General features: G+C 64.9%; 12 protein-coding genes. 3 read left to right on the top strand and 9 right to left on the bottom strand.

Features of this window, described 5'->3' with window-relative positions; translation table 11 throughout:
• Positions 1–6: 6 nt before the first annotated feature.
• Together iolE and iolB are read left to right on the top strand one after the other, a co-directional pair.
• On the top strand, positions 7–945 hold the full coding sequence (iolE, locus tag C0Z16_RS06345; protein ID WP_102631310.1) for a myo-inosose-2 dehydratase: 939 nt from the start codon (positions 7–9) through the stop codon (positions 943–945).
• Complete coding sequence (gene iolB, locus C0Z16_RS06340; RefSeq protein ID WP_102631309.1) at positions 942–1,742, top strand: 5-deoxy-glucuronate isomerase; 801 nt, start codon at positions 942–944, stop codon at positions 1,740–1,742. Before iolE ends, iolB begins: the two co-directional genes overlap by 4 nt.
• A gap of 40 nt (positions 1,743–1,782) precedes the next feature.
• Here iolB and C0Z16_RS06335 read toward each other — a convergent pair whose 3' ends face one another.
• The 9 genes from C0Z16_RS06335 to C0Z16_RS06295 form a co-directional block, all read right to left on the bottom strand.
• A complete protein-coding gene (locus tag C0Z16_RS06335; protein WP_102631308.1) occupies positions 1,783–4,113 on the bottom strand; it encodes a hypothetical protein in 2,331 nt (776 codons plus the stop codon).
• A gap of 263 nt (positions 4,114–4,376) precedes the next feature.
• Entirely contained in the window at positions 4,377–5,090 is a 714-nt protein-coding gene (locus C0Z16_RS06330; RefSeq protein ID WP_102631307.1) for an ABC transporter ATP-binding protein, read from the bottom strand.
• Positions 5,087–5,839 (bottom strand): ABC transporter ATP-binding protein, encoded by a 753-nt coding sequence (locus C0Z16_RS06325; RefSeq protein WP_102631306.1) that lies wholly within the window; start codon positions 5,837–5,839, stop codon positions 5,087–5,089. The genes C0Z16_RS06330 and C0Z16_RS06325 overlap by 4 nt, the downstream gene beginning before the upstream one ends.
• Positions 5,836–7,170 (bottom strand): branched-chain amino acid ABC transporter permease, encoded by a 1,335-nt coding sequence (locus tag C0Z16_RS06320; RefSeq protein ID WP_102631305.1) that lies wholly within the window; start codon positions 7,168–7,170, stop codon positions 5,836–5,838. The genes C0Z16_RS06325 and C0Z16_RS06320 overlap by 4 nt, the downstream gene beginning before the upstream one ends.
• Positions 7,163–8,101 (bottom strand): branched-chain amino acid ABC transporter permease, encoded by a 939-nt coding sequence (locus C0Z16_RS06315; protein ID WP_102631304.1) that lies wholly within the window; start codon positions 8,099–8,101, stop codon positions 7,163–7,165. The genes C0Z16_RS06320 and C0Z16_RS06315 overlap by 8 nt, the downstream gene beginning before the upstream one ends.
• A gap of 4 nt (positions 8,102–8,105) precedes the next feature.
• On the bottom strand, positions 8,106–8,561 hold the full coding sequence (locus C0Z16_RS06310) for an acyl-CoA thioesterase (protein ID WP_102631303.1): 456 nt from the start codon (positions 8,559–8,561) through the stop codon (positions 8,106–8,108).
• A gap of 128 nt (positions 8,562–8,689) precedes the next feature.
• A complete protein-coding gene (locus C0Z16_RS06305; RefSeq protein WP_102631302.1) occupies positions 8,690–9,220 on the bottom strand; it encodes an NUDIX domain-containing protein in 531 nt (176 codons plus the stop codon).
• A gap of 107 nt (positions 9,221–9,327) precedes the next feature.
• Positions 9,328–10,359 carry a threonine aldolase family protein gene (locus C0Z16_RS06300; RefSeq protein WP_102631301.1) on the bottom strand — a complete coding sequence of 344 codons (1,032 nt, stop codon included), beginning with the start codon at positions 10,357–10,359 and terminating at the stop codon, positions 9,328–9,330.
• A 134-nt stretch (positions 10,360–10,493) separates the two neighbouring features.
• A complete protein-coding gene (locus C0Z16_RS06295; protein WP_102631300.1) occupies positions 10,494–11,936 on the bottom strand; it encodes a YbfB/YjiJ family MFS transporter in 1,443 nt (480 codons plus the stop codon).
• A gap of 163 nt (positions 11,937–12,099) precedes the next feature.
• Here C0Z16_RS06295 and C0Z16_RS06290 point away from each other — a divergent pair, with 163 nt between their 5' ends.
• Positions 12,100–13,053 carry a LysR family transcriptional regulator gene (locus tag C0Z16_RS06290; protein ID WP_102631364.1) on the top strand — a complete coding sequence of 318 codons (954 nt, stop codon included), beginning with the start codon at positions 12,100–12,102 and terminating at the stop codon, positions 13,051–13,053.
• The last annotated feature ends 55 nt before the right edge of the window (positions 13,054–13,108 follow it).

Below are 13,108 nucleotides of genomic sequence, written 5' to 3'. Positions count from 1 at the left end.
GCTCGCATGACAACTTTCAACGTACGTATCGGCATCAACCCGTTGTCGTGGATGAACGACGATCTGCCCTCGCTAGGCGGCGAGACGCCGCTCGACGTCGCGCTGACCGAGGGTCGCCAGATCGGCTATCAAGGCTTCGAACTGGGCAACAAGTTTCCGCGCGAACCGCAGGCGTTGAAAACGCTGCTTGCGCAATATGATCTCGCGCTAGTGTCGGGATGGTACTCGGGACGTCTCGCGCGGCGCAGCGTCGAAGAAGAAATCGCCGAGGTCGGGCCGCATCTCGAACTGCTCGCGCAGAACGGCGCCACCGTCATGGTGTATGGCGAAGTGGCCGATTCGATTCAGGGCGCGCCTCGACCGCTGTATCAACGGCCGCGCTTTTTCAGCGACGCGCAATGGGCCGCGTACGCGGCACGCGTCGATGAATTCGCGCGCTACACGCTCAGCCGTGGCGTGCGGCTTGCGTATCATCATCACATGGGCGCCTATGTCGAAACGCCGGCCGACGTCGACCAGTTGATGTCGCGCACGAGCGACGCAGTCGGCCTGCTGTTCGACGCCGGGCACATCACCTTTGCAGGCGGCGATCCGCTGACCGTGCTCGACAAACACATCGGCCGCGTATGCCACGTGCATTGCAAGGACGTGCGCCCCCCTGTCATGAAACTCGCACGCAATCGCAACTGGAGCTTTCTCGATGCGGTGATCGCGGGCGCGTTCACCGTGCCCGGCGACGGCGCGGTCGATTTCCCGGCGATCATCGCGCGTCTGAAGCGGCATGGGTATTGCGGCTGGCTCGTTGTCGAAGCGGAACAGGACCCGATCGTCGCACCGTCGTTCGAGTATGCGGAAAAAGGCTTCAGGACATTGCGGGCGCTGGTCGATGCACCGCTCGACGCGCCGCAGGGCAACATCCAGGGCAACACGCAGGAGGCAGCATGAGTCTATTGGTGAAGGCGCAGCGCGAAGGCCAGACGATCGCGCGAGTGACACCGGCGTCGGCGTGCTGGCGGTATGTCGGCTTTGCCGCTTATCGTCTCGGCACGAGCGAAGTCGTGCACGTAATGGAGCCGTCGCGCGAAGTGTGCATTGTCGTGCTCACGGGCGCGGTGGATATCGAAACAGCGGACGACAAGTGGAGTTCGCTCGGTTCGCGCGACAGCGTATTCGAAGATGCCGCGCCTTACGCGGTCTATCTGCCGCCTGGCGTGCGCGCCACGGTGCGCGCGTGCCGCGATGCTGAAATCGGCGTGGCCAGCGCGCCGGCAAAAGGAGCGTTGCCCGCACGCCTGATCGAGCCCTCTTCGATGAAGCGCTCGACGCGCGGCAAGGGCCTGAATACGCGATACGTATGCGATATTCTTCCGCAGACGGAAGCGGCGGAGTCGCTGCTGGTTGTTGAAGTGAGGACGCCTGGCGGACACGCTTCGAGCTACCCGCCCCATAAGCACGATACCGACAACGTGCCTCACGAGAGTTCGCTCGAAGAGACTTACTACCATCGGTTGAATCCGCCGCAAGGTTTTGCGTTTCAGCGCGTGTACACGGACATGCGCGACATCGACGAATCCATGGCCGTCGAGGATCACGACGTCGTGATGGTGCCGCGCGGCTATCATCCCGTGGTCGTGCCTTATGGCTACGATTCGTACTATCTGAACGTGATGGCGGGCGCGCAACGCGTCTGGCATTTCCGGAACGATCCGGCGCACGAGTGGATCATCAACAAGGACGAGTGAGTCCTGTGGCTTGCCTCGCGAGACGCGAGGCAAGCGTCGCTCATCTGCTGCGCGCGGCAAGATCCACCTCGAGTCCGCCGTCCGTGCCCATTCTCACCGTTCCCTTCGAAACGTCCGTGCGGTAGCCGTATAGATCGAACTTCATCGCGCCGGGGTTCGAACTGTCCTTGATAAACGTTCGCGCGTTCGTGACCAGCGAGTTGAACATCTTCACGTCACCGGACTCGATCCATACATAGCTTTTTGCGGCGCCGGCGGGCGGCCTTGCAGGCGAAACGCTCATATTGCGTTTGAACTTCAGCACCAGTCCTTCGTCGGTCACGGTCGCGCTGGCAAGACGTCCTTGCAGAATCGGCGGTGGAAATACCGTGTGTTGATCGAAGACGAGTTCGTTGCCCTGTAATGCGACGCCTTTGCGCGTGAACGGCGTCAACGAGGCGAGCGGGATATCTAGCGCACGCAGCAGTCCGGCCTGCGGCACACCGAGTACCTTCACCGATGTCGGCTGATACACGAGATGCCGCTCGTCTTTGCCAACGATCGTGCCGCTCATCGTGGTGGGTAGCCATACGCCGGGAAAGTGATTCCACAACTTGATGCCGCCGGTGACTTCGAGCTTGCCATCTACCGGCTTCAATTGCAGATCGTTGAGCGAGCGCGGTTCGTAATCCAGCAGATAGTCGTTGAAGAGCGCGGCCATCGCGGGCCACGGCTCGACCACTTCCCCGCCGACGATGCGTATGTCGTACTCATTCGGATCGTCGAGATCGACAGGTTGGCCTTGCGTCTTCGGCACCATCTGAGCGTCGAGCGAACGCACGTGAAAGCCGATGCGACCGGCTATGTAGAAGTCGACGTTCTCGACGTGGATCAACGGCGCGAGGCCGGGCGAACGACGTTCGTCGCTGGATGGCAGGCTGGATCGCAGGCTGGATAGCAGGCTGCCTGCGAGGCTGCCTGTCTCTGTGCTTCTGCCGGAAAACGCCGCACGTGTGCCGACTGGAGTCGCACGCGCCGTCGACACGCTTGGCAGCATCTGCGGCACGCGTTGCCACACGGCGCGCGCCTGCGCGAGCGACGCCTGTTGCGCGTGAATGAAGCTGTCGTTAAATCGCGCGCTCGCACTGCCGATCTGCGTGGGCGGCTCTTTCGCCGCGCTCGCAAGCGCCGCATACGACGGCAAGTGCACATCCAATGCGCCCGCTTCGTCGAAGGTGAAATAACCTGCGGCCATCTGCTCGCGGTAGTGATACAAGTCGAGCACGAACGGCGCGGTCGTGTCGATCGGGGTCAGCGCCATGTCGATATTCATTGGCATCGAGCGCATGAATTTGACGTCGCCGCCTTGCACCAGCAGGCCGCGCGCGGGCATGGTTGCGGGCCAGTCGATCTTTGGCACGGTGCCGTCGTCGAGCGTGAAGCGCACCCCCGACGCGCTCGTGTCGATGTGCGTAATCGTCATGCGCAGCGCGGGCGGCGGCGTCAGTTTCGCGACCTGCATGACGACGTCGTCGCCGTCGAGCCGCGCAATCGGCGTGTCGACTGGCAGCAGATCGTCCATCTTCACGTGCGCTGCCTGCATCAGCCTGTCCGCGGCCACGCCGGCGACTTCCACGTGATCGGCATGGAACACGAGTTGGTCGGCGCCACGCATCGACAGCGAACCGGACAGCACGATGGGCACCCATGTGTCGCGATGCATGTCGCCGGTAATGCGCAAGCTGCCGCCGTCCTGCGGCACGACGCGCATGTTGCGCAGTGGCGAGCCCCGGTACTGGAACAGATAACGGTTGAAGATCGCGGTGAGCTTCGCACTTTCGAGCGTGACCTCGCCGCGATGAACGTCGATGGTCACACTCGTGGGGTCGTCGAACACGATCGGCTGACCTGGACGCGCGGGAACCAGCGTGGCCGCCATGTCGTGAATCATGAAGCCGATGTCGCCGGTCACGCGAAAGTCGACGTCGCGCGCGAACATCAGCGAACCGTCGATGCCCGAATCGCGCAGCGTAAGCGGGCGGCTGCGCTTTGTGCTGATGCCGCTCGCCGCCGGCACGCGCGCGGCGATGCTTTGCTCGAAGGCGAGTTGTTTGGCTTTTGAGCTTTCGATAGCGCGACGCGGCGACGAAGCGGCCTGCGCAGCGTTGGCGGCGGTTGACGATTGTGCCGCTGCGGATGACGCTTCGTTCACGCTCGAACTGGCATCGGCGCATGCGGATATGAGTAGCGTGGCGGTTAGCAACGTGGCGCCTGCGCCGATCCGCGATAGCCATCTCCGTTCGCGCGAGTGCGAGTGCGAGTGCGAGTGCGGCGAATATGCGGTCCACGGCTCACTCGCGGGCCTTTCGTCGAAAGCGCCAGTCTTTCTCATGATGTCTCCTCCTGAAGCCGCGACGCGTCCTCAACCCGCACGCCGACGTCGTGCGTCTTTAACCTGATTGTCTTTATTTGTCCGCGCGCTGCCGACAAGTTTTCTGGAGGACGCTCACCAAACGATCAAGCGTTTGAATCGCTGTAGCGGCTCGACGCAAAGCCGCATGAGCCGGGTATGCGCGGCGTAGTGTGAAAGAAGATTCAAACGCTAATCGAGCCGCTGTTTTGAGCATCGTGCAGCCACACAGCCTGGAGCCTGGCTCAACCCACGCCGAGCCATTCGCGCATCACATCCGTGCGCTGCACAAACGCGTGAAGTTCGCCGTCGAACACGATCTCGCCATGTCCCATCACCGCGACGCGGCTCGCCAGGTCCTGCGCCATCACGAGGCGCTGTTCGATCAGCAGCATGGCCATGCCGCGATCGCGCAGCATGCGCAGACAGTGCGCGACCTGCTGCATCACGAGGCTTGCGAGGCCCTCGCCGGGTTCGTCGATCACGAGCAGATCCGGATCGCCGAGCAGCGCGCGGGCGAGCGTCAACATCTGCTGCTCGCCGCCCGACAGCGCGCCCGCACGCGTGCGCTTGCGTTCGCGCAGCACGGGGAAAAGCGTGTACGCGTCGTCGATGGTGAAGCGCGGTGTGCGGCCGCGGCTACGCGGCGCGACGCCAAGCTGAAGATTTTCGTCGACGTTGAGCGTGGGAAACACATCGCGATGCTCAGGCACATAGCCGACGCCGAGGCGCGCAATTTCGAAAGTCCGCAGGCCCGCGAGCGAGCGGCCCGCGAAGCGCAACTCGCCCTCACTCTGCACGAGGCCCATAATCGCGCGCGCAAGCGTGGAGCGTCCCGAACCGTTGCGTCCGACGAGCGCGAGCACTTCCCCCGCGTCGATTCGCAAGTCCACGCCGTGCAACGCCTGGCTCGCGCCGTACCACGCGTTCAGTCCGCGAATGTCGAGCCGCGCCGTCATGCGTCGAACCCGTCGCCGAGATAAGCGGCGCGCACCGCGGCATCCGCGCGAATCGCCGCCGGCGTGCCGCTCGCGACGATGCGCCCTTGCACCAGCACCGAAATGCGATCGGCAATTGCGAAGACCGCGTCCATGTCGTGCTCGACCATCAGCAGCGTGCGGCCCGCTGTGCTCTCGCGGATCAGTTCGATGGCGCGCGCGGCTTCCGCGCGGTTCATGCCGGCAGTAGGCTCGTCGAGCAACAAGGTGTGCGCGCCGCCCGCGAGCGCGATGCCGAGATCGAGCGCGCGCTGCTCCGCATAGCTGAGCGTGCCGGCCCGCACTTGAGCGCGCGCGCCGAGGCCAACTGCTTCGAGCACTTGCGACGCCCGCGCATCGACCGTGGATGACCCGCTGAAACGTTGCCACCAGCGCGTGCGGTCACGCTCGGCAAGCATGGCGGCACAGCGCAGATTGTCGAAGACGCTAAGCCGCGCGAACACGCTCGTGCCCTGGAAGCTGCGCGCGAGGCCGCGGCGCGTAATCGCCGCAGGCGCAAGCCGCGTGATCTCCGCGCCGAACAGGTCGATGCGTCCGGCGTCAGGCCGCGCACCGCCGGCGATCAGATTGAAGAGCGTGGATTTACCCGCGCCGTTGGGGCCGATCAACGCATGGCGCTCGCCCGGTTGGATCGCGAGATGGACGCCGCGCAGGATCTGCGTCGAGCCGAAGCGCTTTTCGACGCCGTAGAGCGCGAGAGCCGGGATCATTGCGTGTCTCCGGCATTGGGAATCGCGCGAGCATGGGCCACGAGGCGTCTTTGCGCGCGCGACGTGTACAGCGCCGCCAGCGTGCCGGACACGGCGAGCATCGATAGCACGATGCCGAGCCGCAACGGCGACGACACTACAAACGACATAACCGACGCACCCGACGCAAACGCACGCGCCCCGACAACACGCAGCGCCGCGCCCTCGTCCACGCCGAATTGCACGGCGTACGTCCATTGCACGGCGAGCACCACGGCGGCGGCCCACAGCAACGTCGCGGCCGTGCCGCTCAAATAGACGACGCGGCACCGACGCCACCCGTATCGCGCAACGCGTGCCGTATGCCGCTGCACGAAGCCGGCGATTCCATCCGGCGAGGCCACCACGATTACGATAAAGAACAGCCCCAGATAGAAGAGCCAGGCACGCGTGACGCTGGCCACCGCGACGCTGAAAAACGTCAGTACGACCGCGCCCACGACCGGCCCGAAAAATGCGCCCGCACCGCCGATCACCGCTGCAATCAGCACCGAACCGGAGCGCACCATGCTCACGCTTTCGGTCGACACCAGTTCGACGTTGATGAGCGCAAGCGTGCCCGCAACGCCCGCAAAAAACGCCGACATCACCACCGCGCAATAGCGAATGCGGCGCGGATAGCAGCCGATCGCCGCAGCGCGCGCCGGATTGTCGCGCACTGCATTGGCAAGGCGCATGAACGGCGTGCGCGACAACGCGAACATCGCTGCGCAAGCGAGCAGGCACCACAGCGCGATGAGCGTATAAGCCTCGCGGGCCGGGCTGAAAGTCCAGTTGCCGAGCAAGGGCCCACTCGCACGATCGATCGCGACGCCCGCCTCGCCGCCGAACCAGTCGGGCAATGTCCACGCGGCTGCCGACACGAGTTCGCCGATGCCGAGTGTGATCATCGCGAAGGCGGTGCCGGCCCGGCGCGTCGATATGAATCCGAGCAGCGCTCCGCACAACGCGGCGCCGGTTCCGCCTATCAACGGCAGCAATACCAGCGGCACGCCGCGATGATTGAACACCTGCGCGGCAATCAATGCGCCGAGGCCGGAATAAGCCGCGTGTCCGAACGACAGCAGTCCCGCTTCACCGAGCAGCAGGTTGTAGGAGAGCGCGAAGACGATCATCGTCGCGGTCTGTGCGAGATAGGCGAGCAGCCAGCTTTGGCGCCAGATAAAAGGTGGCACCGCGAGCAGCAAGATTAGCGCGAGCCACGGCGCGAGCGCATGCCACATCGCGCGTGAGCGCCGCGTGCTCGGCTCTGGCGACACTTGTGAGTCCGCCGGTTTGAACAGTTCACGCATGGTCGTCGCGCCGGCCGAACAGTCCGCGCGGGCGCAGCGCGAGCATCGCGACGAGCAGCAGATAAGGAATCAGCGGCGCCAGTTGCGCGAGCGTCAGCGTGTCCCATTCGCGCGGCAGCGAAGCGTCGAAGGTGGCGAGCACGTCGCCGAGCGAGACGTCGCTTGCAACCGCCAGCGTCTGCACGCAGCCGATCAGCAGCGACGCAACCAGCGCGCCCCCCAACGAACCTGGCCCGCCGATCACGACTACCACGAACACGATGGAGCCGAGCGATTCGGCCATTGCAGGTTCGATTACGGAGAGCGGCGCGCCGATCACGCCGGCCAGTGCGGCAAGCGCGGTGCCCGCCGAAAACACGCCGGTAAAGACGCGCGGCACATTGTGGCCGAGCGCTTCGACAGCGCTCGGATGTGTGAGCGCCGCGCGCACGATGAGCCCCGCCTTCGACACGCGCAGCACCGCGTATAGCGCCGCGAGCATGACGAGCGACACCGCCATCATGAACGCGCGGTAACGCGCGAACGTCGCGCCGTAAAGCGTGAAGAGAGGGCCGTCAAGCGCGGCCGGCACGCTCGCGCCGAGCGGGTTCAAGCCCCAGCCGAGCTTGACGAGTTCGCCGAGCACGTAGGCGGCGCCGAAGGTCAGCAACAACTCGGCGAGATGCCCGTGACTTCGCACGCGGCGCAACAGCCAGCGCTCCAGCGCCGCGCCGATCAAACCGACGACGAGCGGTGCGACCACGAGCGCGCTCCAGAACCCGGCGCGCGCGGCCACCGAATAACCGACGTAAGCGCCGAGCATGTAGAAGCTCGCGTGCGCAAAATTCAGCACGCCGAGCATGCTGAAGATCAACGTCAAGCCGGCCGACAGCATGAACAGCAGCAGGCCGTAGCTGATTCCGTTGAGCAGATTGATGACGAACGACTGCACGTGGCTAGTCCGCCGCCTGGTCCGTTGCGACGTTAAGCGGCTCGAGCGCCGCGCGCAATCCGTCGGGCAAGCTCACCGGGCGGCGCGTGACGCGGTCCACGTACACATGCACGAAGTGGCCTTGCGCGGCCGCGTGTTCGTCGCCTTCCTTGAAAAGCCCGACTTCGTAGCGCACGCTCGATGTGCCGAGCCGCGATACACGCAAGCCCGCATCGACTCGATCCGGGAAGACCAGCGGCGCGAAGTAGTTGCAGTGCGTCTCGGCCACGAGCCCGATGGTCGCGCCGCGCTCGAAGTCGAGCACGCCCGTGCGGATCAGATACTCGTTCACCACGGTATCGAAGTAGCTGTAATAGACGACATTGTTCACGTGACCGTAGACGTCGTTATCCATCCAGCGTGTGGTGATCGCGAGGAAGTGCGGGTACGAGCTTCGTGCAGTGGGCGCGGGTTTGGACATAGGCGTGGGCTCGAACGGGTGTAAATGTTGGGCTTGCGAGTTATAGCGTGACTTTGCGGCGCTTTTCGTTCGCCGAGGTCATAGGCATGGCTCGGACCTGTCAATCGACGAACGCGGCTCCCACCCGCTCACTGCCCCGGCTTGTCGACGAACTCGAACGGCAAGCCGCGCCGCCGCATCCATTCGCCGAGCGCCTGACCGGTACCCGCGCGCCAGGGCCGCAGCTTGGCCGGCTCGACCAGCCGGTATTCGAGCAACTCGGGCGACAGCGAAATGGTGCCATGTGCCTTCACGTGATACGCGACGATCAGTTCATTGTTGCGAATGAACTCGTACACGCCGATCAGTTCGACCGACTCCGCATGCAGCGACGTCTCCTCCCACACCTCGCGGGCAATGCCCTCTTCCGGCGTCTCGCCGTTTTCGAGGAAGCCCGTGATCAGCGCAAACACGCCTTCCGCCCACGCGGCGTTGCGCGCCAGCAAGATCTTGCCTTCGTACTCGACGATCGCCGCGACCACCGGCAATGGATTGTTCCAGTGGACGTAGCCGCATTCCGCATCGGGACAGGTCTGGCGGATGCGCCCACCTTCATGCTCGGCGTCGGCGCGCTCGGTCAACGGCGTCGAACAGCGGGGACAAAATCGGAATTCGGTCATGGCGAGTGGCTTGTGGGTTCTGTCTTTATCGGCGGTCGGCGCGGCGCGCTGGCGGTGTCACGGTCTCACGGTCTTGCGGTCTCGGGGCTTGCACGGTGGACGCAATGTTACGCTGCGCACAAGTCCCGCACTTCGGCGGCGAAACGCTCGACCGTTTCCGGCTGCGTGTCCCATGCGCACATCAACCGGCATCCGCCCGCGCCGATGAACTCGTAGAATTTCCAGCCGCGCGTGCGCATCGCCTTTGCGGCTTGCGCGGGCAATTGCGCAAAGACCGCGTTCGACTCGCGCGGAAACATGATGCTCACGCCGGGAATTTCCTGCAACCGCGTTTGCAGCAGTTGCGCCATCGCGTTCGCGTGACGCGCGTTGCGCAGCCAGACGTCGTTGTGGAGCAGGCCGAGCCACGGCGCGGAAATGAAGCGCATTTTGGAGGCGAGCTGGCCGGCCTGCTTCAGACGGTAGGCGAAGTCGTCGGCAAGCGCCCGGTCGAAGAACACCACCGCCTCGCCCACCGGCAAGCCGTTCTTGGTGCCGCCGAAACACAGCACATCGACGCCCGCACGCCATGTGATCTCGGACGGATGCACGTCCAGCGCGGCCACCGCATTCGCAAAGCGCGCCCCGTCCATATGCACCTTCAGATGATGCCGCTTTGCGATTGCCGCAATCGCCCGCACTTCCTCGACGCTGTAGACGGTGCCGACTTCCGTCGACTGCGTCAGCGTCACGACCTTGGGCTTCGGGTAGTGGATGTCGGCGCGCCGCGTGACGACCGCTTCGATCGCATCCGGCGTGAGCTTGCCGCCGATGCCCGGCGCCGTCAGCAGCTTCGAGCCGCCGGAGAAGAATTCCGGGCCGCCGCATTCGTCGGTTTCGATGTGCGCCAGTTCATGGCAGATCACCGAGTGGTACGACTGGCACAGCGACGCGAGCGCGAGCGAATTGGCCGCCGTACCGTTGAACACGAAGAACACTTCGCAGTCGGTCTGAAACAGTTCGCGCAGACGGTCGCATACCTGGTTGGTCCACGAGTCGTCGCCATAGGCCGGTTCGTGGCCGCTGTTATTGGCGGCGATCAGCGCGTCAAGCGCTTCAGGACAGATGCCGGCATAGTTGTCGGACGCGAAATGTTGCATGGCGGGCGGCGCGGCCGGCGACAGACGCGCGGGGGATGACGGAAAGCGGTCATTTTAGTGCGCCCGTGCGTGATTTGTTTTTCGATTGCGGCGAGGCGCCTTTGGCGCCGCCACGGCGGACCGTTCGCGGACGGTCAACCGCAGCCGCAATCCGGCATGCGGCCACGGCCACGAGGCATCCGCGCGACCACGATCAGGCCGGCCGCGCCGGCCACCAGCGCGCCCGCCGCCAGCCACAATGACGGAGAAAAAGAGCCGGTGTGCGCGGCGATCGGCGCAGCGACCAGCGGCCCGACGATCTGACCGAGGCCGTAGGCGGCCGTCGCGTAACCCATCAGACCGGCCGCGTCGTCGCCGCGCAGACGCCGCGCCTCACGCATCGCGAACAGCGTGATCGCGGTGAACGGCACGCCGATCAGAATGCTTCCGAGCGAGAAACCGCCCGCCGTCGGCCAGACGATGCCAAGCGCGATGCCGCACGCTTGCAGCACGTAGCAGCCGGCCAGCAGCACGCGGTTGTCCCAATGCAGCGGCAGGCGCGCGGCCAGCAATGCACCGACGACCAGCGCCGCGCCGAACATCGGCCAGAACAGATCGGGCCACGGCGAGCCGGGCAGCGCATGGCGCGCGATCACCGGCAGAAACGTCGCGGTGATGATGTAGCCGAAACCGGGAATGCCGTAGAGGAGGATCAGCCAGAAGGCGTCGGTGCGGTGGTGGACGGGGTCATCGGTCGCTGTGTTTGGCGTTGCGGTGTTTGGGATTGCGGTGAAAGATCTGTTTGGCGCCGTTGGGCTCGAGGCGGAAAAGCCGGTCGCGGTGCGTGGGCGGTCGGTCGGTTGGCCGGCGCCAGGTTGTTCCACTCCGAACGATTTGCCCCCGGCGTTCTCGTTTATGGAATCTGCTCTGGTTTTGGCTTCGACGGAACGGCTTGCGGCGACGCCCGCGCTCATGGCATGAGAATGGGAACGGGACGCCGTATCGAACGCCGGCCAGACCGCCACAGTCAGAACTGCCGAGATCAGGCCGAAGCCGATCCATCCCGCCGTCGCGCCGTAACCGCCCGCCGCGCTGACCAGCAATCCCGTCGCGACGATGCCCACGCCCGGCCCCGTATAAATCACGCCGCCCCACGCGGGCTGACCGAGCTCCGCGAGTCGCCGCAAGCCCCACTGCGAAGCGAAAACGAAAGTCCACGCGCTGACCGCCCCGGCGATGAAGCGCACCGCCGCCCACACCCAGAATTGACTCGTGACGCCCATTGCCAGCGTCAACAGAACCGTCAGCACGAGCCCCATGCGCACGATTCGCGCCGGCTCGATGCGCAGCGCCGCGCAGGTGAGCGCGCCGACAAAGTAGCCCGCGTAATTGAACGACGCGAGCCAGCCGCCATGCTGGATGTCGATCGGCGGCTGACCGAACGCGCCGCCGTGGAGCATCAGTGGCAATAGCGGCGTGAAGGCAAAACGCCCGACGCCGAGCGCGACGGCCAGCGTCACCATGCACGCTAGCGCTGCACGCGAGGCGGCGTGCGGTTCAGCGGATATGCGTTGAACTTTGGAAGCGAGATCGTTCATGAGCGGCCATTCAAAGGAAAGCGCGGGCGAATGCCGCGCGCTGGAAACCGCGGTCGATGCGGCCCGCCGGGCCGTTCGTGATCCGCGTCCAGTTCATATTAGCTTGACGATCCAATCATGGAAAATGAATAATTTGGATACCATCCATCGCCGGGAGAGAATCGTGGATCTGGCCGCCTTGACGATTTTTCGGGCTGTCGTGCGGGAAAACGGCGTGACGCGCGCCGCTGCGAAGCTCAACCGCGTGCAATCGAACGTGACGACGCGCATCAAGCAGCTTGAAGAGCAACTGGGCGCCGACCTTTTTATCCGCGACGGACGGCGCCTCGTGCTAACGCCCGCCGGCGAGACGCTTCTGCCCTACGCCGAACGGCTGCTGGCTCTCGCCGACGAGGCTCGCCATGCGGTGCGCGCCGATCGGCCGAGTGGACGCCTGCGGTTGGGCACCATGGAAAGCGTCGCGGCAACGCGTCTGCCTGGATTGCTCGCGCGGTATCACCAGCAATGGCCTGACGTCGCGCTGGAACTCGAGACGGGAACGACCGGCAAGCTGATCGAGCGGGTGCGCGAATTCGAAGTGGACGCCGCGCTAGTGGCGACGCCGCTGAACCCGGCGACGCTCGGTGAATTGTTCGAGACGGTGCCGGTCTTCAGGGAAGAACTGGTGATGCTGACGCCGCGCGGGCATCGGCCGATTCGTGAAGTGCGCGACATCGCGCTGTCTACGCTGGTTGCGTTCGAACGCGGCTGCGCTTACCGGGCCTATATTGAGAAATGGTATCTGGAGCATGGCGTGAGACCGGCGCGGGTGCTGGAACTGGGCTCCTATCACGCGATTGTGGCGTGTGTGGCCGCAGGCGCGGGCGTCGCGGTGGCGCCCCGGTCGGTGTTGGGACTGCAAGCCGATGCGAGCAACATCGCGGTTCATGAGTTGCCGGATATCGGCGCAGTGGAAACGCTGCTTATCTGGCGACGCGGGCATTTCTCGTCGGCGCTCAATGCGCTGAAGGAGACGCTCGTGGGGCAGGAGAATGCGGGGACTCTGGCGGAGACGGTGAACCTGGGTGCGGACGCAGATGCGAGAATTCGGGCGGGCGTGGGCGCTGACGTCGCTTGACCTTCGCTGCGAGGCTGGGGGTTTGCGGCAGTTTCGAACGAACAACTGAAGCTCT

Origin of the sequence: Paraburkholderia rhynchosiae (assembly GCF_002879865.1) — a bacterium.
GTDB lineage: Bacteria > Pseudomonadota > Gammaproteobacteria > Burkholderiales > Burkholderiaceae > Paraburkholderia > Paraburkholderia rhynchosiae.
The sequence above is the reverse complement of the archived record's forward strand: the minus strand, read 5'-3'. Positions and strand labels throughout refer to the sequence as shown.